Origin of the sequence: Streptomyces gobiensis (assembly GCF_021216675.1) — a bacterium.
GTDB lineage: Bacteria > Actinomycetota > Actinomycetes > Streptomycetales > Streptomycetaceae > Streptomyces > Streptomyces gobiensis.
In genome coordinates this window covers 4969493-4992139 of sequence record NZ_CP086120.1, presented here as the reverse complement: position 1 = coordinate 4992139, position 22647 = coordinate 4969493, and the positions used below count along the sequence as shown (strand labels likewise).

Annotated in this window: 20 protein-coding genes; 3 read left to right on the top strand and 17 right to left on the bottom strand. The window is 70.0% G+C overall.

Features of this window, described 5'->3' with window-relative positions; translation table 11 throughout:
- Positions 1-34: 34 nt before the first annotated feature.
- The 5 genes from test1122_RS23145 to test1122_RS23125 all read right to left on the bottom strand — a co-directional run bounded on the left by test1122_RS23145 (position 35) and on the right by test1122_RS23125 (position 6211).
- Positions 35-1036, bottom strand: a complete 1002-nt coding sequence (locus test1122_RS23145; protein WP_232271100.1) for a TIGR03842 family LLM class F420-dependent oxidoreductase — start codon at positions 1034-1036, stop codon at positions 35-37.
- 43 nt (positions 1037-1079) lie between these two features.
- Positions 1080-2480 carry a dihydropyrimidinase gene (gene hydA / locus test1122_RS23140; protein WP_232271099.1) on the bottom strand — a complete coding sequence of 467 codons (1401 nt, stop codon included), beginning with the start codon at positions 2478-2480 and terminating at the stop codon, positions 1080-1082.
- Positions 2481-2482: 2 nt separating this feature from the next.
- Positions 2483-3790, bottom strand: a complete 1308-nt coding sequence (locus test1122_RS23135; protein ID WP_232271098.1) for an aspartate aminotransferase family protein — start codon at positions 3788-3790, stop codon at positions 2483-2485.
- Positions 3787-4629 carry a nitrilase-related carbon-nitrogen hydrolase gene (locus tag test1122_RS23130; protein WP_232271097.1) on the bottom strand — a complete coding sequence of 281 codons (843 nt, stop codon included), beginning with the start codon at positions 4627-4629 and terminating at the stop codon, positions 3787-3789. Before test1122_RS23130 ends, test1122_RS23135 begins: the two co-directional genes overlap by 4 nt.
- A gap of 142 nt (positions 4630-4771) precedes the next feature.
- Positions 4772-6211, bottom strand: coding sequence for a hypothetical protein (locus test1122_RS23125; RefSeq protein ID WP_232271096.1), 1440 nt, complete (start codon positions 6209-6211; stop codon positions 4772-4774).
- Positions 6212-6616: 405 nt separating this feature from the next.
- Here test1122_RS23125 and test1122_RS23120 point away from each other — a divergent pair, with 405 nt between their 5' ends.
- The gene (locus tag test1122_RS23120) at positions 6617-7390 is read left to right on the top strand and encodes a GntR family transcriptional regulator (protein ID WP_232271095.1); all 774 of its coding nucleotides are present in this window, start codon (positions 6617-6619) and stop codon (positions 7388-7390) included.
- Here test1122_RS23120 and test1122_RS23115 read toward each other — a convergent pair.
- Positions 7366-7806: a DUF6278 family protein gene (locus test1122_RS23115; RefSeq protein WP_232271094.1), complete on the bottom strand. Its 441-nt coding sequence runs from the start codon at positions 7804-7806 to the stop codon at positions 7366-7368. The two genes, test1122_RS23120 and test1122_RS23115, sit on opposite strands and share 25 nt — an antisense overlap.
- A gap of 160 nt (positions 7807-7966) precedes the next feature.
- Here test1122_RS23115 and test1122_RS23110 point away from each other — a divergent pair, with 160 nt between their 5' ends.
- Positions 7967-9760, top strand: a complete 1794-nt coding sequence (locus tag test1122_RS23110) for an SGNH/GDSL hydrolase family protein (protein ID WP_232272040.1) — start codon at positions 7967-7969, stop codon at positions 9758-9760.
- On the opposite strand, the gene test1122_RS23105 is transcribed toward test1122_RS23110, so the two are convergent.
- From test1122_RS23105 to test1122_RS23065, 9 genes are all read right to left on the bottom strand, one after another.
- Positions 9757-10542, bottom strand: coding sequence for an exodeoxyribonuclease III (locus tag test1122_RS23105; RefSeq protein WP_232271093.1), 786 nt, complete (start codon positions 10540-10542; stop codon positions 9757-9759). The genes test1122_RS23110 and test1122_RS23105 overlap by 4 nt on opposite strands.
- 442 nt (positions 10543-10984) lie before the next feature.
- Positions 10985-11629 (bottom strand): MBL fold metallo-hydrolase, encoded by a 645-nt coding sequence (locus test1122_RS23100; protein WP_232271092.1) that lies wholly within the window; start codon positions 11627-11629, stop codon positions 10985-10987.
- A gap of 13 nt (positions 11630-11642) precedes the next feature.
- The gene (gene pcaDC, locus test1122_RS23095) at positions 11643-12944 is read right to left on the bottom strand and encodes a bifunctional 3-oxoadipate enol-lactonase/4-carboxymuconolactone decarboxylase PcaDC (protein ID WP_232271091.1); all 1302 of its coding nucleotides are present in this window, start codon (positions 12942-12944) and stop codon (positions 11643-11645) included.
- A gap of 30 nt (positions 12945-12974) precedes the next feature.
- Positions 12975-13535, bottom strand: a complete 561-nt coding sequence (locus tag test1122_RS23090; RefSeq protein ID WP_232271090.1) for a hypothetical protein — start codon at positions 13533-13535, stop codon at positions 12975-12977.
- Positions 13532-14689: an ROK family glucokinase gene (locus test1122_RS23085; protein ID WP_232271089.1), complete on the bottom strand. Its 1158-nt coding sequence runs from the start codon at positions 14687-14689 to the stop codon at positions 13532-13534. Before test1122_RS23085 ends, test1122_RS23090 begins: the two co-directional genes overlap by 4 nt.
- Before the next feature lie 15 nt (positions 14690-14704).
- Positions 14705-15529: an ATP-binding cassette domain-containing protein gene (locus test1122_RS23080; protein WP_232271088.1), complete on the bottom strand. Its 825-nt coding sequence runs from the start codon at positions 15527-15529 to the stop codon at positions 14705-14707.
- Positions 15526-16578 carry an ABC transporter permease gene (locus test1122_RS23075; RefSeq protein WP_232271087.1) on the bottom strand — a complete coding sequence of 351 codons (1053 nt, stop codon included), beginning with the start codon at positions 16576-16578 and terminating at the stop codon, positions 15526-15528. The genes test1122_RS23080 and test1122_RS23075 overlap by 4 nt, the downstream gene beginning before the upstream one ends.
- Complete coding sequence (locus tag test1122_RS23070) at positions 16575-17552, bottom strand: sugar ABC transporter substrate-binding protein (RefSeq protein WP_232271086.1); 978 nt, start codon at positions 17550-17552, stop codon at positions 16575-16577. The genes test1122_RS23075 and test1122_RS23070 overlap by 4 nt, the downstream gene beginning before the upstream one ends.
- A 197-nt stretch (positions 17553-17749) precedes the next feature.
- Positions 17750-18505, bottom strand: a complete 756-nt coding sequence (locus test1122_RS23065) for a GntR family transcriptional regulator (protein WP_232271085.1) — start codon at positions 18503-18505, stop codon at positions 17750-17752.
- Between the two features lie 100 nt (positions 18506-18605).
- On the opposite strand from test1122_RS23065, the gene test1122_RS23060 reads away from it, so the two are divergent.
- Positions 18606-19598 carry a Gfo/Idh/MocA family protein gene (locus test1122_RS23060; RefSeq protein ID WP_232271084.1) on the top strand — a complete coding sequence of 331 codons (993 nt, stop codon included), beginning with the start codon at positions 18606-18608 and terminating at the stop codon, positions 19596-19598.
- Between the two features lie 282 nt (positions 19599-19880).
- On the opposite strand, the gene alc is transcribed toward test1122_RS23060, so the two are convergent.
- Together alc and allB are read right to left on the bottom strand one after the other, a co-directional pair.
- Positions 19881-21020 carry an allantoicase gene (alc, locus tag test1122_RS23055; RefSeq protein ID WP_232271083.1) on the bottom strand — a complete coding sequence of 380 codons (1140 nt, stop codon included), beginning with the start codon at positions 21018-21020 and terminating at the stop codon, positions 19881-19883.
- A complete protein-coding gene (allB, locus tag test1122_RS23050) occupies positions 21017-22417 on the bottom strand; it encodes an allantoinase AllB (protein WP_232271082.1) in 1401 nt (466 codons plus the stop codon). Before allB ends, alc begins: the two co-directional genes overlap by 4 nt.
- Positions 22418-22647: the final 230 nt, after the last annotated feature.

Genomic DNA, 22647 nt, shown 5'->3' with positions numbered 1-22647 from the left:
GACTGCCCTGCCGTAGTCGGCGCCGCCCGCTCGCTCAGGGGTTCAGGGCGGGGATGACGCTCGTCCCATAGGTGTCAATGGTGTGTTCCTTGGCGTCATGCATGGCGTAGACGGCGAACTGGTCCACGCCGAGGTCGCGCAGGGAGCGCAGCTTCTGGATGTGTGCGTCGGGCGGCCCCAGCAGACAGAAGCGGTCCACGATCTCGTCGGGCACGAAGGCGGTGTCCGGGTTCCCGGCCCGGCCGTGGTGGGCGTAGTCATACCCCTCGCGCTGCTTGATGTACGCCGTCAGCTCCTCGGGCACCATGCCGGAGTGCTCGCCGTAGCGCTCGACGAGATCAGCGACATGGTTGCCGACCATGCCGCCGAACCAGCGGCACTGTTCCCGGGCATGCGCCAGGTCGCCTCCCACATAGGCGGGGGCGGCGACGCAGACGGTGACATCGGCCGGGTCACGGCCCGCCCCGGCGGCGGCCTCGCGGACCGTTTTGACCATCCACTCGGTCAGATAGGGATCGGCGAGCTGCAGGATGAATCCATCGGCCTGCCGGCCTGCCATGGCCAGCGCCTTGGGGCCGTATGCGGCCATCCAGACGGGCAGCTTGCCGTTCCGCACCCAGGGCAGACGGAGGCGATGTCCGTCCACCGTCGCCTCGCGGCCCTCGGCGAGATCGCGGATGACGGTCATCGCCTCGCCGAGCCGGGCCAGGGTATGGGGCTTTCGGCCCGCCACCCGCATCGCGGAGTCGCCACGCCCGATGCCGCACACGGTGCGGTTGCCGTACATCTCATTGAGGGTGGCGAAGGTCGAGGCGGTCACCTCCCAGGTGCGGGTGCCGGGGTTGGTCACCATCGGGCCGACGATCAGCCGTTCCGTGTGGTCCAGGATGCGGCTGTGGAGGACATACGGCTCCTGCCACAGCACGGCGGAGTCGAAGGTCCAGCCGTAGTGGAAGCCATTGCGCTCGGCGCGGCGCATCAGGTCGACCGTGGCGGCGCCGGGTGGGTCGGTCTGCAGGACTAGTCCGAAATCCATGGCCGGGCTCCCTGGTTCGGGTTCTGGCTAGTTCAGGTACTGGCTAGTTCAGGTTCTGGCAGCTGGCGCGCGGCACATACCGGCCATGGCCCGCGCGCCCGGTGTAGGTGCGGTGGTCAATGATGGTCTCGCCGCGTGACAGCACGGTCTCGACCTGGCCGGTGATGCGTTTGCCCTCATACGCCGAGTAGTCGACGTTCATGTGATGGGTCGCGGCGGAGAGGGTCTGTTCGGCTCGCGGATCGTAGATGACGACATCGGCGTCCGCGCCGGGCGCGAGCGTGCCCTTGCGCCCGGCGAGCCCGAACATCCGGGCCGGGGTGGCGCAGGCGATGTCGATCCAGCGGCGGCGGGAGATATGTCCGTCGACGACCGCCTGGTGGAGCAGGTCCATCCGGTGCTCGACGCCCGGCATCCCGTTGGGGATCTTGGAGAAGTCGCCGCGTCCCAGCTCCTTCTGGCCGGTGAAGCAGAACGGGCAGTGGTCGGTGGAGACCACCTGAAGGTCACCCGTGCGCAGCCCTCGCCAGAGGGCGGCTTGGTGCTCCTTGGGCCGCAGCGGTGTGGAGCAGACGTACTTGGCGCCCTCGAAGTCCGGCTCGGCGAGGTTGTCGGTGGAGAGGAAGAGATACTGCGGACAGGTCTCGCCGAAGACGGGCAGTCCCTTGTCCCGGGCCTGGGCCAGCTCGGCCACGGCCTCCGCTGCGGACACATGCACCACATAGAGCGGTGCTCCGGCGACCCGGGCGAGCTGGATGGCGCGGTGGGTGGCCTCGGCCTCCAGCAGCGCCTTACGGACCTCGCCGTGGTAGCGGGGGTCGGTCTTGCCCTGGGCCAGGGCCTGTTCGACCAGGACATCGATGGCGATGCCGTTCTCGGCGTGCATCATGATCAGCCCGCCGTTGTCGGCACCGCGCTGCATGGCCCGCAGGATCTGGCCGTCGTCGCTGTAGAAGACCCCGGGGTAGGCCATGAACAGCTTGAAGGAGGTGACCCCCTCGCCGGTCAGGAGGTCCATCTCCTTGAGGGTTCCCTCGGTCACCTCGGAGAGGATCATGTGGAAGGCGTAGTCAATGGCGCACTGGGATTCTGCCTTGGCGTGCCAGGCGTCCAGCCCCTCGCGCAGGGTGTGGCCCCGGCTCTGCACCGCGAAGTCGACGATGGTGGTGGTGCCGCCCCAGGCGGCGGCCCGGGTGCCGGTCTCGAAGGTGTCGGAGGAGAAGGTTCCGCCGAAGGGGAAGTCCATATGGGTGTGGGCGTCGACTCCCCCGGGGATGACGTACTTTCCGCCGGCGTCGATGGTCCGGTCGGCGCTCCAGCCGTCGGCGTAGCTGCTGCCGTGGGCGGCCAGTGCGGCGATCCGGCCGCCCTCTATGAGGACATCGGCGTGGATCTCTTCGGCGGCGGTGATGACGAGCCCGCCACGGATGACAGTGCGGGACATGGCTACGGCCTCCCTCCGAGCTCGGTCTGTGCCTGCTTCAGGGCGGCTTCGAGGACCGCGGCCCCCTCCTCGGCTTCGGCGACGGACAGCGACAGCGGTGGCGCGATACGGAGCACCGCTCCATCGAGCCCACCCTTGCCGATGAGCAGGCCGCCTTCGCGAGCCGTTTCAAGGACGCGTGAGGCGGCCCGGGCATCGGTCAGCTCAACGCCGATCATCAGACCCCGGCCACGTACCTCGCGTACGACATCGAGCCCGGCGGCCGCCGCCCGCAGCCGTTCGGTAAGCAGTCCGCCGACTCGGCGGGCATTGCCCTGGAGGTCATGCTCCAGCAGGTAGGCGAGATTGGCGTTGCCCGCGGCCATGGTGATGGGGCTGCCGCCAAAGGTGGAAATGGAGTTGGCGTCAAGGCAGTTCATGACCTCGGCGCGGGCGACGACACCGCCAATCGACATACCGTTGCCGATGCCCTTGGCAAAGGTCAGCATGTCGGGTGCGCCATGCTGACCATGGGCCTGCCAGCCCCAGAAGTGATCGCCGGTCCGCCCCCAGCCGGTCTGCACCTCGTCGCTGATCCACAGGATGCCGTGCTCCTGGAGGACTTCCCGGAAGGCCGCGTACAGGCCGTCGGGCGGTGCGGTGAAGCCGCCGACGCCCTGGATGGGTTCGGCGATCAGCGCGGCGACACCGCGCGCCGTCTGGCCGAGCATGTCTCTCAGGTCCTCGACACAGGCCGCGATGTAGTCGGCGTCACTGAGCTCGGCGAAGGGTCCGCTGCCCCGTACGCCGCCGTGCACATAGAGGGTCTGCAGCGGGGAGAGGCTGGTCGGGGACCAGGCGCGGTTGCCGGTGATGCCGACGGTCGAGAAGGACCGGCCGTGGTAGCTGTTGCGCATCGCCAGGATCTGGTTGGAGCGGCGATAGGTGGTGGCCAGCAGCAGCGCGGCGTCATTGGCCTCGGTGCCGGACGTGGTGAAGAAGACCCGGGCGTCCGGAATGCCGGAGAGCACGGCGATCCGCTCGGCGAGCTCGACCATCGGCCGGTTGAGATAGAGCGTGGAGCTGTGGATGATGCGGCCGGCCTGCTCGCTCACCGCCTTGGTGACCTCGGGCAGGGCGTGGGCGGTCATGGTGGTGAGGATGCCGCCGAAGAAGTCCAGATAGCGGCGGCCGTCCACGTCCCAGACATGGCGGCCCTCGCCATGGGTGATCTCCAGGGGCTGCTCGTAGTAGAGCGCGAGCCAGTCGGGCAGGACGGCTTGGTGACGTTCGTGCAGGGACGGGTGGGTGGGGGACAGGGGGTCGCTCATGGCTGCACCAGCTCTCCGTAGGCGTCCGGCCGCCGGTCCCGGTAGAAGGCCCACTGCTGCCGGACTTCGTCAATCAGGGCGAAGTCGAGATCCCGGACCACCAGCTCATCCTGCTTGTCGCTGGCGACCTCCCCCACGAACTGCCCGCGTGGATCGACGAAGTAGCTCGTGCCGTAGAAGTCGTTGTCGCCGTACTCTTCGACGCCGACACGGTTGATGGCGGCGATGAAGTACTCATTGGCCACCGCGGCGGCGGGCTGCTCCAGCTGCCACAGATGGGCGGACAGGCTTCGGGAGGTGGCCGACGGGTTGTATACGAGCTGAGCTCCGGCCAGGCCCAGGGCACGCCAGCCTTCGGGGAAATGCCGGTCGTAGCAGATATAGACGCCGATCCGGCCGACGGCGGTGTCAAAGACCGGCCAGCCTAGATTGCCCGGCTTGAAGTAGTACTTCTCCCAGAAGCCCTTGACCTGCGGGAGGTGGTGCTTGCGATAGGTGCCGAGCAGGGTGCCGTCGGCGTCGATGACGGCGGCGGTGTTGTAGTAGAAACCGGGCTGCTCGATCTCGAAGACCGGGGCCACGATCACCATGCCGGTCTCCCGGGCGAGCGCCCGCATCCGCACGATGGTGGGGCCGTCCGGGACCGGCTCGGCCCAGCGGTAGTGCTCCGGGTCCTGCACCTGGCAGAAGTAGGGGGCGTTGAAGACCTCTTGGAAGCCGATCACTTGAGCGCCCCGCCGGGCCGCCTCCCGGGCGTGCTCCTCATGCTTCGCGATCATTGATCCGGTATCGCCGGTCCAGCTCGCCTGCACCAGTGCGGCGCGCACAACATCGGCCATGAGCTGCTCCTTTGTCGGGGCGTCAGCTGAGGGCTGTCCCACGCTCGACGCGTGTAGATCCACGCGAGAGTGCGACCGTAATCCCCGTCACCCTCGGTGGCAAGACCATCGCCGAAACGTCACCGAGTTGATCACGAGTCGGTCATACTTCGCGTGCGAGCACCCCCTCGATGTCCCGGCGGTGACCCGGTGAGATGGACTCGGCGGCAGCCACCAGCAGCGGACGCAGCCCCGCCGGATCGACGGTGACGGCGGTGACCGCTTCCTCGGGGGTACGGGCCCGCAGCAGCGCGGCCAGCAGCTCGGTGGCCTCCGGATCCCGACCGGTACGACTGAGGCTCAGCGCGGTGGCGGCTACCTCGTGGACGGGCCGGGAAACACTCTGGCGCAGCAGCTGACCGCAGTCGCGCTGATGGCCGGCGGAGGCCAGGGCGTCAGCGGCAGCGGCAAGCGGCTCAGGCGGCAGACAGGCCGCCTCCCACAGCAGGGTGGTCACATCGGCGGCCAGCCCGGCCCGTTCCAGCGCGGCGGCCAGCACCGGGAGTTGCTCGGCGGGCCAGCGCGCCGCCGCACAGAGCAGTCCGTAGGCCTCACCACCGCGCCCGGCGGCACGCAGTTGGGTGAGCCGGTCAACGGCTTCGTCGACGGTGCGGCGTATCGCGGCCATCCGGGCGGGATCGGCCGGGGTTCGCGGGGCGGGGTGCCGTGCGGTCGTCTCCCCATCGTCCTGCACGCCCGCGAACCGGGCGCCGCGCGGCGCCGGAGCGGACCGCTCCACGGCCCCCGGGCCGGCGCCCGGCGGCACCGCGGTCGCGGCCGGGGCTGACGCCTCCGGCGCGGGGTCGTCGGTGGCCAGCCCGGCGAATCGCGAGCCGCGCGGCCGAGCCGGGCGGCGCGGCCGTCCGGCGGGGCGGCCGGGGTCCGCCGTGGGCTGACGGCTGTCGGCCACGGCGGCGGGCTCACCCGCCTCCCCGGCCGGATTCCCGGGGGCGCCCGCGCCAGGGTGGGCCGCGCTGGGTTGGATCGGGCTGGGTTGGATCGGGCTGGGCGCCGGTTGTGCGGACCGCGCCGCGAGGCGTTCCCGCAGCTCCGCGCAGCGGGCGGTGGCGCGCTCGAGGTCATCGCGGGTCCAGGCGAGATCGGCGGCGAGCCGGTCGCGCTCGGCCGGGTCGCGCGCTGCCTCGGCGTCCGCCATGGCCGCGTTCAGCTCGCCGACCCGGCGGCTGGCGTGGTCTCGGGCGCGCACCATGCTGTCCAGCCGTTCCCTGAGCGCGGACGGGCCGCCGAGCTCGGTGTCATGGGCGGTGACCGAGGGCCCGTAACGCCACCGCAGCCGCTGTGCCATGCGCTCGGCGGCGTCCATGCCATGCCGGCCGGCGAGGTCCTGGAGCAGGGCGTCGACCACATCCCAGGGTGGGACCTCTCTGCCGTCCAGACAGGCCCGTATCCCCTCAGGATCCCGCTGCGCGAACACCCCGTACCAGCCTGAACCGGGATCGAGCGCCCCGACGAGTGCGCGCAGCTCGGCCGCGAAGGCGGCAATGGCGTGGGGAAGTTGGCGTGCGGTGGGCCCATCCGTCATGGGCGCATCTCACACCACTCGTGTTACGGCAGCGGTTACATCGAAGCAACAGTGCCTTTTCCAAGGGCTCCTACGGGGCACTTCCGGCGGTTAGGCTCCCGCCCCATGAACGACACCCTGCGCGGTAGCCCCACGGCTGAAGCCGGGGGTCCGCGCCCAAGAAAACCGGATCGACTCTCAGGCGTACGGCCCGAATGTGGTGGAGCTGGTCGCCGATGTCACCCGTACGGCCTCTTCCCCACCGCCCGCGACGAACGGCAACGGCAGCGGCGGCCGGGGAGCACACCGCGCCAGTTAGGGCCGTTCTCCGCCCATCCCGCCTGACACAGCCTGCCTACTGGCCTAGGTACGCAGAATGTTCCTGCGTACCTAGCGTTACCGACGAAACGTGGAAAGGGGCCCCGTATGGGCGACACCAGGCCGGTCTACCAACGGATCGCCGATGATCTGCGCCAGCAGATCGACGAAGGCACGCTCACCGTGGGCGCACGTATCCCGTCCCGGTCGGAGCTGAAGCGCGCATATGAGGCCAGCGATCAGACCGTGGACCGGGCGGTGCGGGTGCTCAAGGCGGCCGGATACGCCGAGGGCCAGTTCGGGCGTGGGGTCTTTGTCACCGACCGGGCGCCGATCGGGACGCTGCTGCGTACCACCAACGCCGTCGACTCCCCCTTCGCGGCACGGATCAGCGCCGGTGCGTCGCCGGCGGCGCTGCTGTGGGAGGCGAACTCGGCCAATACGGTGGCCCCGCCACGGATCGCCGAGCGGCTGGCCATCGAACCGGGTGACCCGGTGATGTGCACGCAGTACGAGTATCTTGCCGACCGGCGGCCGCTTCAGCTGGCCACCAGCTGGGAGCCGCTGGCCATCACCGACGGCACCGATGTGGTCTTCCCCGAGCGCGGACCCTATGCCCGGCGCGGGGTGCGCGGGCGGTTCGCGGCGATCGGCATCCAGGTGGTGCGCGCCGCGGAGCTGGTGGGGTCCCGTCCGGCCACCAGCCCGGAGTCGGAGGCCCTGGGCTGCTCACCGGGACAGTGTGTGACGGTCATCGAGCGCACCCACTTCGACTCGTTGGACCGGCCGGTGGAGACCTCGGACATTGTCGTACGTGCCGACCGCTGGCGGCTGGAGTACGGGATCACCTTCTTCGGTCAGGACTCGGAGGCCTCAGCATAGATCTGGGAGAGTTCGGGAGTACCGCTGGCCGCCCAGGCGTGGCCGGCGTCGACGACATCGATCTCCCGGCCGGAGGCCAGCCGCACCGACGGCTGGCCGTTCGGCCACACCTGCCACCGCGCGCCCTCGACCGTACGTACGATGACGGTGCCCAGATACAGCCCCGCGTCATTGCCCAGCCACGGCAGCACCTCGGGGTCATCGCGCCAGCGGGGCAGCATCTGGTCAAGCGCCTCCAAAGAGGCCGCGGTGTCATCGAGTTCGACACCTCTCGTCCCCGCCTGCGCCCGCAGCAGCTCGCACTCGGACAGCAGCTGCGCCACTCCATCGGCGTCATCCTCACCCGAGCCATAGAGCGCCACGCCGCGCGCCGGACCATAACGCTTGCGCCAGTTGTCCAGGAAGGAGATGTTCATACCGTTCAGGGTCGCACCCTGCCTGGGCAGAGCACCACAGGCGCGCGGTACACCGCTTGGCCTGATGTACGGGCAGTTGGCGTCGTACGAAGGGGCACACAACGTGCGTAACCCGCTGTGGACCACCCTGTGGAGCACCGCCGCGCTGTCCATCATCGCCATGAGCGCTCCCACCGCGCCCACGGTCGCCGTGGCTGGCCCTGGCGCTGAGAGCGGACACAAGGAGCCGCTTCCGCTGGAGCAGCTCTTCAACAACCGGGCGGTCAGCGATGACCCCCGCCCGGACGAGGCCGATTTCGACGGGGCCGGGAACTCGCTGTCGGCCCAGGATCTGGCCGCCGCGGGGTGGAGACCCGGGAGGGCACTCCGGATCGACGCGGCGAGACTGCGCTGGCCCGCGGCCAGACCGGGAGAGCCCGACAATGTGCGCTCCGACGGCCAGCGGGTGCGGCTGCGCGGGCGGGGGAACGCGATCTCCTTCCTGGCGGCGGGAAGTTCACCCGATGGTGCCATGAAGGAGGTCAGCGGCCGGGGGACGGTGCGCTACTCCGATGGATCACAGAGCCCGTACACACTGACCGCCGGGGACTGGCGCGGGGGACTGCTGAGCACCAAGGCGGTCGCCTTGCCGCACCTCAACACGGGGACCGGTCAGCGTAGTGAGAAGGTCCGGCTCTACGCGGTGACGGTCCCCGTGAAGCGCGACCGGATGATCGACTCGGTGGTGCTGCCACCGGATCCGGGGCCGCGGGCCGATCTGCATGTCTTCGCCGCCTCCGTGCGGGCGGGCGCGGCGGGCTGGACGGGCAGCTGGGCGGCGAGCACCGGCGGCTATACGGAGGTCGGGCCGTGGACCGACCGGACACTGCGGCTGGTGGTGCGTACCAGCGTGGGCGGTACGCGGGCACGGATCCGGCTGGGGAACACCTTCGCGGACATCCCGCTGGAGATCGGCCACGCCTCGGTCGCGGTACGGGGCGAGGGCGCGGCCGCCGCCGGGCAACCCGTACCGCTGACCTTCGGCGGGCGCGACGGCACCCGGATTCCGGCGGGGGCACAGACGCTCAGCGACCCGGTTGCCCTGCCCGGGCACGGCGCCGTCCCGGCCGATACGGACCTGCTGGTCAGCCTGCATCTGCCGGGCACGGTGACGGCGGCGCCGGTCCACGGCAGGGCCATCCAGCGCTCGTATGCCAGCGCGGACGGCAGCGGCGACCGGACCGGTCAGCGCGGCGGTGAGGGCTACCGCGCCGAGCTCACCTTCTGGCCCTTTCTGACCGGCGTGGAGGTCAGCGGTGGACCCGGCTCGGTGGTGACGCTGGGCGACTCGATCACCGATGGAGTGCGGTCGACGGAGGGCGCGAACCGGCGCTGGCCCAATGTGCTGGCACGCAGGCTGCTGGACCAAGACCCGGATGACGGCGAGGCGCCCCGCTACGGGGTTCTCAACCACGGCATCTCCGCCAACCGCATCGTCACCGACCGCTATGACGGCGACGGGATCAGCAAGGACACCGGCGGGGTCAGCGCCCAGCACCGGCTGGAGCGCGATGTACTGGCCCAGCCGCGGGTACGTACCGTGGTGCTCTTCGAAGGCATCAACGACATCCGCTGGGACGTCCCGACGGATCAGGTGACCGCCGGGATGAGGGCCATCGCCGAGCGGTCCCGGGAGCGGGGGGTACGGGTGGTGGCGGCCACCCTCACTCCGTGCGGCGGGTGGGCTGACTGCACCGCGGAGGTGGAGCGGCGGCGGATGGCGGTCAACGCCTTCATCCGGGAGCACGACGGAGTCTTCGATGCCGTGCTGGACTTCGACGCGGCGCTGCGCGACCCGCAGCGCCCGGACCGGCTCCTGCCCAGGTACGACAGCGGGGATCATCTGCACCCGGGAGATGCCGGACTGCGGGCGCTGGCCGAGTCGGTAGAACTGAATGCGCTGGTGCCGGGCTAAAGCTCCAGATCGACGACGACCGGGGCGTGGTCCGAGGGACCCTTGCCCTTGCGTGCCTCACGGTCGACGTAGGCGTCCTTGACCGCTTCCTGGAAGGGGCCGTTCCCGTAGACGAGATCGATGCGCATGCCCCTGTTCTTGGGGAAGCAGAGCTGGCGGTAGTCCCAGTAGGTGAAAGGGACGTCGTACTTCAGCGCACGCGGGTAGATATCCGCCAGGCCCGCCTCCTGCAGGGCGCTCAGGGCGGCACGCTCGGCATCGGTGACATGGGTGGCGCCATCGAACTCCGCGATGTCCCAGACGTCTTCGTCCCTGGGCGCGATATTGAAGTCGCCGAGGATCGCGAAGGGCCGTTCGCCGGGGGCCTCCTCCTCGGCCAGCTTCCGCAGCGCCGCCAGCCACTCCAGCTTGTAGGCGTAGTGCGGGTGGCCCACTTCGCGGCCGTTGGGGACGTATACGGACCAGACTTTCACCCCGCCACAGACGGCGCTCACCGCGCGCGGCTCCTGGACACCGTTGAAGTCGGGCCCGCCGGTCAGGCCGCTCACCGGCTCGTCGATGCCGATACGGGAGAGGACGGCCACCCCGTTCCACCGGCCGGAGGCGCTGAACGCCGCCTCGTAGCCGTGCTCGCGCAGCTGCTCGGCCGGGAACTGTTCCGGGGTGCACTTGAGCTCCTGGAGGCAGAGCACGTCCGTGCCGGAGGCTTCCAGCCAGGCCAGGAGCCGCTCCAGGCGGGGGTTGATGCCGTTGATGTTCCACGTGGCGATACGTGTTGCCATGGGGCCAACTTACCCGGTCGCCGACGCGGACTGTGCGGCGCCTGCACCCGGCCGCCGCGGCGGGGTTTCCCCCTGCTCCGGCTCCCTTCCCGGCTGTACCGATCTGCGACCCCGCCGCGAGGCGGGGCTTTACCCGGCTGCGGGGTTGCCGTGAGGGGTGTCCCCATATCCCGCCCCTTCCCGGAAACCGGGGCTTCCCCCCGGGCCCCCAGGGGGGTGTGGCCGGGTGCGGGCCGGTGGCCGGTGTTGTGCCCACCAAGCGTCGCAAGCTCTGTTGCGGGGTGGGCCGGAGCGTTGTGGCTGGTGTGGGTGGGTGGTTGCGTAGCAGGGCGGGCCCACGCCCCTCGCGGGGCTGCGAGTGCCCACAACACTGGGGGTCTGGGGGCGGCAGCCCCCGGTTTCGGGAAGGGGCTGTGGGGGGCGACAAGCCTCCGGTGGGTGGCTAGAGGGTCGTGGATTCGCCTGGGGATAGGCGGATGTGTTCGGTGTCGCCGATGCCTGGGCCCTGCGGGCCCAGCATCCGGCCGTAGACGGGGTCGGCGAAGTCCGACAGCAGCCCGTCATGGACGTCGTAGGCCGTGCGCGGCTTGACCTCGCGGATGTAGTCGACGATCTCGGCGAACTTGCTCCAGGGCGCCTGCAACGGCAGGAGCAGGGTGTCGATGGGGCGTTCCGGCACGGTCAGCGCGTCGCCCGGGTGGAAGACCGAGCCGTCGATGACAAAGCCGATATTGGTGATCCGGGGGATATCCGGGTGGATCACGGCGTGCAGCTCACCGTGGACCTCCACCTCGAAGCCCATGGTGCTGAAGGCGTCGCCGTGACCGACCGTGTGGACCCGCCCGGGGAACACGGCCGAGAGCTGGTCGGCCACGCTGCGCAGGGTCCAGATCTGGGCGGCCGGGTTGGCCTCCAGGGCGGCGCGCAGCCGTGCCTCGTCGAAGTGGTCAGGGTGCTCATGAGTGACCAGGACCGCGTCGGCGCCGACCGCGGCGTCCTCCTCGCTGAAGGCGCCGGGATCGATGGCGAGAGTGCGCCCGCCCTTCTCCAGCCGTACGCAGGCATGGCCTTTCTTCGTCAGCCGCATAGCCGCCATTGTGCTACCGCTCCGGCGTGGTTTCCTCCCGTACGACGCGCTGGGCGACGGCGAAGGCGGAGTTGGCGGCGGGCACTCCGCAGTAGACGGCGGTGTGCAGCAGCGTCTCCCGGATCTCAACCGGGGTGAGGCCGTTGCGCAGCGCGGCGCGGGTGTGGAAGGCGAGCTCATCGAGGTGACCACGGGCAGCGAGCGCGGTGAGTGTGATCACTGAGCGGGTGCGGCGGTCGAGTCCGGGGCGGGACCAGACCTCACCCCAGGCATAGCGGGTGAGGAAGTCCTGGAAATCGCCGGTGAAGTCGTCGGCGGCCTCGGTCGCCCGGTCGACATGGGCGTCGCCGAGCACCTCGCGGCGGATGCGCATGCCGGTGTCATAGGGATCGGGGCGGCGCGCCGGCTGGTCACCGGCGGTCAGCTCGGCGACGGCCGTGCTGTGCGGCGGTGTGGGGTCCAGTACCGGGGCGGGCGCGGCGGTGTGGGCGCCGACGGCCGTGCCGTCCTGCCAAACCGTGGAGAAGTGCTTGACCAGCAGCTCGGTGACCTCCCCGGGCCGCTCCACGGGGGTCAGGTGGGCGGCACCGGGCACCATCGCGAGGCGGGCGTCGGGTATCCCGGCGACCAGGGCGCGGGCGTCGGCGGGCGGGGCGGCCTGGTCCTCGGCTCCGGCCACGACGAGCGTCGGGACGGTGATCCGGGGCAGCGCGTCCCGGATGTCAAAGGCGGCCAGTGCCTCGCAGGCGGCGATGTAGCAGCCGGGGTCGGTGGTGCGCACCATCTGTACGGCCCACTCGACTATCGCCGTCTGTACGGCGGTGAAGCCGGGGGTGAACCAGCGCTCGGGCGTGGTGCGGGCGATCGGGTCCAGCCCGTTCGTACGGATGACGACGCCTCGCTGCCGCCACTCGTCGGCGGTGCCCTGCCGGGGCGAGGAGGAGATCAGCGCGAGGGAGGTGAGCCGGTGCGGCTGGGTCAGGGCGAGCTGGGCACCGATGGCGCCGCCGATCGAGCAGCCCGCGTAGCCGAAGCGGTCGGCGCCGATGGAGTCCAGGGTGGCCAGCAGCCGACCGGTCAGCTCGGCGACGGCGGACGCCGGGTGAGCCGGGGCGCCGCCGTGGCCCGGCAGGTCGTAGCGCAGGACCCGCCAGTTGCGGGTCAGCTCCGGTATCTGCCGGTCCCACATGTGCCAGGTGGTGCCCAGGGCGGGCCCGAGGACGAGCAGGGGGGCGTCGGCCGGGCCGTCGATCCGGTGTTGCAGCGCCTTGGGGGACGCCGCCGTCTGCTCCGTCTGCGTATCAGTCTCGCTCACGCGGACACGCTACCCACTGTTAAGCGCGGCTCAGAACTCGGCCGTGGACACCACATAGACATGGGGCCGCTCCGGCTTGGTGAGGTCAACGGTTATCGCCAGATCGGGCCGGTGCCCGGGCTGTGCGACGGTGGTGCCCGCATAGGTGTGGCCGGGGGTGCGGAGATTCCAGCCCACCACGTCGGCCTGCCGAACGGGGATGGTGGTGTGGTCTCCGGCCAGCTCGGAGCGGTTGGTGCCGACCTGTTCGAGGAAGCTGTCGAGCCGCTCCGGGGAGGTGCGGAACTGGACGTAGAGCGAGCTCCGCTTCCAGGAGTTGGTCTCGAAGTACGCCACATAGGTCGCCCCGCCCGGGATCGGCACATCGTAGATCCGGCGGGTGGCCCGGCTGGGCCACTGCCAGACAAGACCCGTGGCGGAAGCGGTCTGTTCCTTGTCCTTGCCGCTGTCCCGGCTCTGGTGCGCGGAGAGCACCAGATACCCGGCCGGGATGGCGATGAGCAGCACGACGATCACCGCGGTCAGCCAGCGGCGGAGGAGGAGGCTGCGCGGGGGGCGGGGCGAGACGTTCACGGGGTCCTCGGCGGTCAACGGTCCACCGTCCGGCCGCGCGGCGCCAGCCGCAGATTGGCGGCGGCGCGTTCATAGCGCTCGTACCGCTCCAGACGGCGGCGGTTCGCCCGGCGGAAGCGGCGGGCCACCAGCCGGGCGAGGTCGGCGGCGCCGACCATGCCCGCCTCCGGGCCGAGCTGGGCTTGGGCGATACGGGCCTCGGGGCGGTAGCCGCGGCCGGTGAGATGGCGGCGGAAGGCTTCCCGGGCGGGGTCGATCAGCAGCTCATCGGCGGCGCTGACCCCGCCGCCGATGACAAAGCAGGAGGGGTCGAGGGCGGCGGCGAGATTGGCGATGCCGATGCCGAGCCACTGGCCGATGTCCTGCAGCAGCTCGACGCACATGGCGTCGCCCTCGCGGGCCAGCTCGGTGATGAGCGGTCCGGTGATCTCGGCGATATTGCCCTTGACCCGTTCGATGATGCTGTACGCGACCGGGGAGTCGGCGGCGGCCAGTTCCCGGGCCTCCCGGACCAGGGCGTTGCCGGAGCTGTACTGCTCCCAGCAGCCGCGGTTGCCGCAGGGGCAGCGGTGGCCGCCGGGGACGACCTGCATATGGCCGAACTCACCCGCGACCCCGTACTTGCCCCGCTTGACCTTGCCGTCCTCGAGTATGGCGCCCCCGATGCCGGTACCCAGGGTGATCATGACGAGGTGGTCCTCGCCCCGGCCCGCGCCGAAGCGCCACTCGCCCCACGCGGCGGTGTTGGCATCGTTGTCGACCATGACCGGGACCGCGAGCCGTGCCTGGAGGGCTTCGCGCAGCGGTTCGTCGCGCCAGGACAGATGCGGGGCGAAGAGCACCCGGGAGCGGTCGGCGTCGACCCAGCCGGCGGCTCCGATGCCCACCGCGTGGACATCGTGCCGGTCGGAGAGGTCGAGCACGAGCTCGGTGATGGTGTCCTCGACGACCTGGGGGCTCTTGGACTTGTCCGGGGTCTCGGTGCGGACCTTCTCCAGGATGGTGCCGTCCGCGTCGACGACTCCCGCCATCACCTTCGTACCGCCGATGTCGATGCCCACGGTGGGCACGCGCGGCGCGGACAGGTAGGAGCGCCGCTCACGGGTGGCGACGGTACGCAGCACGGTGGCTCTGGCGGAGCTTCGGTGCGTGCGGTCACGGTACGTACTCATCAGCTCGATTGTGCCTTACGTATCGCTGCCGAAGTGCTCGGGAGCGGGGGCGCGCTCGAGCTCGTGGCTGAGCTGTTCCAGTTCACTGCCGCCCGCCATCTGACGGGTGAGCTCATCGAGACCGATCTCGTCCTTGGCGTAGCTCCCCGCCATCGCGCCGCGCTTGAGCAGGATGAAGCGGTCACCGACGAGGTAGGCGTGGTGCGGGTTGTGGGTGATCAGGACGACGCCGAGACCGGCGTCCCGGGCGGCGGCGACATACTTCAGTACGACGCCGGACTGCTTGACGCCCAGGGCGGCGGTGGGTTCGTCGAGGACGAGCACCTTGGCGCCGAAGTACACCGCGCGGGCGATGGCGACGCACTGCCGCTCACCACCCGAGAGGGTGCCGATCGGCTGGTCCACATCGCGCAGGTCGATTCCCATCCGCAGCAGCTCGCCGCGGGTGATGCGGCGCATCCGCGCCGTGTCCATCCGGCGGAACGGGCCCCAGCCCTTGCGCGGCTCGGAGCCGAGGAAGAAGTTCCGCCAGACGGGCATCAGCGGAACCACGGCGAGGTCCTGGTAGACGGTGGCGATACCCCGGTCCAGGGCCTCGCGCGGGGAACCCAGACAGACTTCCTCGCCCGCGATGCGATAGCTGCCGCGAGTCTGCTGGTGCAGCCCAGAGATGATCTTGATGAGCGTGGACTTACCGGCTCCGTTGTCGCCCAGGACACAGGTGACGTCACCGGCCCGGACGTCCAGCGAGATCCCCTCCAGGGCGCGGACGCTGCCGTAGAACTTGCTGACGTCCGCCAGCGAGACCAGCGTGGGCCCGGTGAGCTTCTCGTGGGTCATGCGCTGGCCTCCGCCCGCTTACGGATCCATGCGTTGAGCAGGGTGGCGAGCAGCAGCATCGCCCCCAGGAAGAACTTGAACCAGTCCGGGTCCCACTGGGCGTACACGATGCCCTTGCTGGCCATGCCGAAGATCAGGGCGCCGACGGCCGCGCCGACCGCGGAGCCGTAGCCGCCGGTGAGCAGACAGCCGCCGATGACGGCCGCGGCGATATAGATCAGCTCGTTGCCGACGCCCTCGCCGGACTGTACGACGTCATAGCTGAACAGCAGATGCTGGCCGGAGATCCAGGCGCAGAGGGCTACCCCCATATAGAGGCCGATCTTGGTTCCGGCGACGGGGACACCGACCGCGCGAGCCGCGTCCGCGCCGCCGCCGACCGCGAAGATCCAGTTGCCCGCGCGGGTGCGCAGCAGAATCCAGGTGGCCACCATGATGAGCACCAGCCACCAGACGACGGTGATCCGCAGCGTGACGCCGCCGAGGCTCAGCTGGGAGGCGAACAGCGCGCGGGCCGACGCAAAGCCGTCCATATCGCCGATGCTCTTGGTGGAGACAGTGCCGCTGATCAGCTTGGTGAAACCGAGATTGAGACCGGTCAGCATCAGAAAGGTGCCGAGGGTGATGATGAAGCTCGGCAGCTTGGTGCGGGTGAGCATCCAGCCGTTGAAAACGCCGATCGCCAGGGTGGCCAGCAGCGACACCGCGACGCCGACCCAGACGTTGGCGGTCATCCGGTAGCTGAACATCGAGGAGACCAGCGCCGATGTCGTCACCATGACGCCCGTGGAGAGGTCGAACTCCCCACCGATCATCAGCAGCGCCACCGGCACCGCCATGATGCCGATGGTGGAGGAGGCGTACAGCACGGTGGAGAGGCTGGCCATCCGCAGAAAGCTGTCGGCGGTGACCGCGAAGAAGAGGAACACCGCTACGGCGCCGACGACCGCGCCCAGCTCGGGGCGGCCGAGCAGTCTGTGCGGCAGTGAGCGGTGGACAAGCCGCTCGTCCACCGCTGGCGCCGGGGCTTCGGCGGTGTCCGTCGTCATCGGGTCCCCCGGGAGGTGTACTTCTCCAGGGCGGCGGCGTCCTGCCGGGTCAGAATCTGCGGGCCGGTGAGGACCGGCTGACCGCCGCCGAGCATGTCGGCGTTGTACTTGTAGAGCCACAGCAGGTCGATGGCCTCATAGCCCTGCAGATACGGCTGCTGGTCCACGGCGAAGCCGATGCTGCCGTCCCGCAGTCCCCTGACTGCCTGGGCATTGAGGTCAAAGGTGGCCACCTCCGCCTTACTGCCCGCCTGTTCGGCGGCTTTGACAGCGGTCGGTGCGAACGGGGCACCGAGGGTGACGATGCTGTCGATGACACTGTCCGCCTGGAGCTTGGCCTCCAGGGAGGACTCGACGCCGGGCATATTGGTGCCGTCGACATAGAGGTTCTGCACGGTGCCGCCGAAGGTCTTCCGTACCCCGTCGCAGCGTTCCTCATGGCCGACGTTGCCCTGCTCATGCAGGACACAGACGGCCTTCTTACGGCCGCGCTCATTCAGCTCCTCGCCAACGGCTTCGCCCGCCGTGACCTCGTCCTGGCCGATATGGGCGAGCGCGCCGAAGTCCTTGGACAGATCCTGGCCCGAGTTGATGGTGATCACCGGTATGCCCGCTCTGACCGCCTTCTGCACGACCGCCTTCATCGCGTCCGGCTTGGCGAGCGTGACGATCAGCCCGTCGACCTTCTGGTCGATCCGGGTCTGCACGAGCTGGACCTGCTTGCCCGCCTCCTTGTCGTGCGAGTAGAGGAACTCGATGTTGTCCTTGACGGCTGCCTGCTTGGCGCCGTTCTGCACGATGTCCCAGAAGGTGTCGCCGTCTCCGGAGTGGGTGACCATGGCGAACTTCCACCGGGGCGTGTCCACCGCGGACTGTCCCCCAGCGGCCTGCGCCCGCTTCTCCTCGGCCCGTTTGCCGCCGGTGCTGCTGCAGCCCGCCAGGGGTACGGCCAGTGCCAGCGTGGCCGCGATCACGGCCGCCCTGGTCCGTGCGCTCCTGCGATATCTCTCCACGCTGGCCACTCGGTCTTGCCCTCCCGATACGGATCCGGTTTTCGCCGGGGCACCTGGGGGTGATGGCCGGGCCCGGCCGCACAAGTATCCGTTACCGCTGCTCGGCGGGGTCGCACGGGTGCTGCGCGGGCGCTGCGCGGGGGTTGGTCAGCGGTTGGTCAGCCGCGTACGAGCAGTTGGAAGTCGAAGGAGTAGCGCGAGGCCCGGTACATATGCGAGCCGTACTCGACCGCCTTGCCGGTGTCGTCGTAGGTGGTGCGCTGCATGGTGAGCAGCGGCGCGCCCTCCACCTCGCCCAGCAGGTCGCCCTCTGTGGCGCTGGCGGCTCGGGCGCCAACCGACTGGCGGGCGCTGTGCAGGGTGATTCCGGCTCCCCGCATCAGCCGGTAGAGCCCGGTGGTCTCCAGCTCGGCGCTGTCCAGGTTGAGCAGATCAACGGGGATGTGGTTGCGCAGATAGGCCATGGGCTCGCCATGGGTCAGCCGGAGCCGCTCGATGAGGCGAACCTCGGTGCCCTCGGCGACCCCGAGGGCCGCGGCGACCTCGGCGGTGGCCTCCTCGGTCTCCAGCCGCAGCACCTGGGTGGCGGGACGCTGTCCGGCGGCCTCCAGGTCGTCGTAGAGGCTGCTCAGCTCAAGGGGGCGTTTGACCTGGCTGTGCACCACCTGGGTGCCGATGCCCCGGCGGCGGACCAGCAGTCCCTTGTCGACCAGGGCCTGTATCGCCTGCCGCACGGTGGGGCGGGAGAGACCAAGCCGCCCGGCGAGGTCGATCTCATTGCCGAGCAGACTGCCAGGGGAGAGCTTGCCTTGCTCGATGGCGGTTTCGAGCTGCTGAGAGAGCTGGAAGTACAGCGGCACCGGGCTACTGCGGTCCACGCTGAATTGGAGGTCAGCCACTTCATTCTTCGCCACAGGGTGAGCCTAGCCCCCAGGCTCCGGCACGGGAAGTGGAAAGTTTGAATGTCAGGACAAAACGTTGACATCACCTGTCCGCAGGGGTCAGCGTGGGGGCATGCGAATTGGACTCATCGGAACGGGCCGCATCGGCTCCTTTCACGCTCGTACGCTCCGCTCCCTCCCCGGGGTGACCGGACTGCTCGTCGCCGACGCGGACGCGGCCCGCGCCGCCGAGGTCGCGGCGCCTCTGAACGCCACCGCCCTCCCCTCCCCCGCTGATCTGCTCGCCGAGGAGCCCGACGCGGTGGTGATCGCCTCCGCCACGGCCTCCCATGCCGAACTGATCAGCGCGGCGGCCCAGGCCGGGCTGCCCACCTTCTGCGAAAAGCCCATCGCCATCGATCTCGAGGGCACCCTCAGGGTCCTGGCGGAGGTGGAAGCCGCCGGTACGGTCCTGCAGATCGGCTTTATGCGACGCTTTGACGCGGGCTACACGGCCGCCCGTGAAGCGGTGCGCTCCGGCCGGCTGGGCCGGGTGCACACCGTTCGCGCCGTCACCTCCGACCCGGCGCCGCCGCCCCCGGCCTATCTGCCGCTCTCCGGGGGGCTCTACCGCGACTGCCTGGTCCATGACTTCGACATACTGCGCTGGGTGACGGGCCGCGAGGTGGTCTCCGTCTACGCCGTCGGCTCCGACGCAGGCCCGGCGATGTTCCAGGAAGCGGGGGATGTCGACACCGCGGCCGCCGTGCTCACCCTGGACGACGGCACGCTGGCCACCGCCACGGCCACCCGGGTGAACGGCGCGGGCTACGACGTCCGGATGGAGCTGGCCGGAGAACGCGACCAGATCGCCGTCGGCGTCGACGCCCGGACGCCCCTGACCTCCGTGGAGCCAACGGCGATCCCGGCCGAGGGCAAGCCCTGGCAGGGCTTCCTGGAGCGATTCGCTCCGGCCTACGAGGCTGAGCTGGCGGCCTTCATCCAGGTCGTACGGGGTGAGATCGGCAATCCGTGCGATGGGCGGGAGGCGCTGCACGCTTTGCGGGTCGCGGAGGCCTGTGAGCAGTCCCGCCGGGAGGGGCGCCCGGTCACGGTGCCCGCGTAACGCGGGCCCGCGGCCGCCGCGTAGCGGGGCTCCCCTCCCCCCGGGGCGGGCGGGTTCCCCTAAGCCCGCCCCTTCCCGGCTGTGCCGATATGCGGCTCCGCCGCGTGGCGGGGCTTCGCCCCGGGGCGGGCGGGTGGGTTTCCCCTAAGCCCGCCCCTTCCCGGAAACCGGGGCTTCGCCCCGGGGCCCCGGGGGTGGCCCGGTGCGGGCCGGTGGCCGGTGTTGTGCCCACCCACAGCCCCTCGCGGGGCTGCGAGTGCCCACAACGGGGGGGCCGCGGTCCTACTGGTCGCCGCCCAGTTCCTGGTGGCGGGCGTTGAGGCGGGCGGCGCCGTCCGGCGTCAGCGAGCCGAAGAGGCGCAGCCGGGAGATACCGCCGTCCGGGAAAATGTCGATGCGGACGTGGGTCACCGCGGGCGCGTCCGTCAGCAGGAAGCGGTGGACGGTGTCGGGCTGCATCCGGGTGCGCGGCAGCAGTTCGACCCACTCGCCGTCCTCGCCGTCCCGGCCCACCAGGGCGGCCCAGCCGGCCGAGTTGCCCTTGAGATAGGCGGTGTCGATCTCGACGGCACGGATCACGGCCTGCTCGGTGAGCGAGTAGCGGATCCAGTCGTTGCCCTTGTCACGGCGGCGGCGGGTCTCCCAGCCGTCGTCCATCTTGCGGGAACGGCCCGGCTGGATCGTATTGGTGGCCGGGGAGTAGAAGCGGTCGGAGGCGTCCTGCACGGCGCCACCGTTCTCGAGCGCGGCAACGTCGAAGGTGCCGAGCGCGGCGAGCCAGGCCGGGTCGGGGGCGACTTCGCCGTATACCCGCAGCCGGGCGATACCACCGTCCGGATGCTGCTTGACGCGCAGATGTGTGAAGCGCTGTTCGACGTCGACGGCGAAGCCATTGGCGGCATGGCCGCCGATGGCGGTCCGCGGGACGACGGTCGTCCACTTCTTGTCGTCGGCCAGCAGGTCCTCGGGCGAGGCGGAGCCGGGGGCGGCGGTCGCCTCAATGGAGACAGCCTGCGGATAGTTGCCACGGAAGTGGGCCGTGTCGACGACGATGCCCCGGATGACGCCCGGGGCTCCCAGCCGCACCAGCGCCCAGTCGTGGTCCTCATCCGTCGGGTGCGGCTGCTCGGCGCTGACGCCCCGGCGACGGCGGGTTTCCCAGCCGTCCATGATCTTCCCCTTGTGACCGAAGTGCTCGGGGTCGAACTCGGCGGGCTCGGGGATGAGCATGTTCTCGCGCTGGGCGAAGAACTCATCGTTCGCGGCGATGACACCGGCGCCCAGCCGACGGTCAGCCAGATCGGCAAGGTGGGTGAACGGGAAAGCGGCGGTGCGGTAGTCGGCGTACGGGTCGCCGCCGCCGTACGGTTGGGCGTCACCGGTGAATCGGGCCAGTTCGGGCTGGCTCTGCGCCGCGGTCATGCAGTTGTCCTCTCGATGAGTCGGCCGGTTTTCTGGGTCGTACGACCGTGGTCGGTGATCTGTCTGCCGCCCAGCCAGCTGGACCGTACGACGCCGTGCAGGGTCTTGCCCGCGTAGGCGGTGACCTGGTTGCGGTGGTGCAGCTCGGCCGGGTCCACGGTGAAGGTCTCGTCGGGGGCGAGGACGGCGAAGTCGGCGTCCCGGCCGACCTCGATGGCGCCCTTGCGGGTCAGTCCCGCCAGCTCGGCCGGGGCGGTGGACATCCAGCGGACCACGTCCTGAAGGGTGTGGCCGCGGCGGCGGGCCTCGGTCCAGATGGCGGGCAGACCGAGCTGCAGGGAGGAGATTCCGCCCCAGGCCTGGCCGAAGTCGGGAACCTTGAGGTCGGTGGTGCAGGGCGAGTGGTCGGAGACGACACAGTCGATCGTTCCATCGGCCAGGCCCGCCCACAGCGCGTCCTGGTTCTCCTTCTCGCGGATGGGCGGACAGCACTTGAACTCGGTGGCGCCGTCAGGGACTTCCTCGGCGGTGAGGGTGAGGAAGTGCGGACAGCTCTCCACGGTCAGCTTGACGCCCGCCTGTCTGGCTTCCGCGATAAGCGGCAGCGCGTCGCAGGAGGAGAGGTGGAGCACATGCACCCGGGCGTCCAGCTTCCTGGCGAGCGCGATCAGCCGGGCGATGGCGTCGTTCTCGGCGTCGCGCGGCCGGGAGGCGAGAAAGTCGGCGTACTTCGGGCCCTCGGCCTGCGGGGCCCGTTCCAACTGGTGCGGATCCTCGGCATGCACGATGAGCAGCCCGTCGAAGCCCGCGATCTCTGTCATGGCGGCTTCCAGCTCCGCCGGTCCCAGCTCCGGGAACTCCTCAACGCCGGAGGGAGAGAGGAAGCACTTGAAGCCGAAGACCCCCGCCTCGTGCAGCGGACGCAGATCCTTCACATTGCCCGGAATGGCGCCGCCCCAGAAGCCGGTGTCCACATGTGCCTTGCTCCGGGCGACGTCCCGCTTGGTCGCGAGATGCTCGACGGTGGTGGTGGGCGGCAGGCTGTTGAGCGGCATATCGAGGAGGGTGGTGATACCTCCGGCCGCGGCGGCCTGGGTGGCCGTCCAGAAACCCTCCCACTCGGTGCGCCCGGGGTCATTGACATGCACGTGCGTATCGACGAGCCCGGGGAGCAGTGCGTCGTCGCCGACGTCCACCAGCCGTGCGCCGTCGGGAACCGCGCTGTCATGCGGCAGTACGGCCGTGATACGGCCATCCGCGACGACGACGGACGCGGCGCGCGCCCCCTCGGGGGTGATGACACACGTTGAGCGCAGTACGAGCTCTGCGCCGGGCTGCTCTGCACCGGTCTGGGTGGCGGACAACCGGCCCTCCTTTTTCTCCACGTTCCTCTGCATTCCACGCATTCCACACTGTGGAATTCAACGTTCTGTTGAAGAGTCTTCACTTTCGACCCATCCCCGTCAAGACCCTTCAGCCTCACCCGGGAAGCCAGGGATCGCGACTTGGAGGATTCCATAGAATGGAAGTAATATTTCGCAGTACAGAAGGTAGCTATCACCAAGAGCACACCCCCGCCATCCGGCCGGGAGCCGGTCAAGCCACCGGAACCCCATGTGACAGGCGC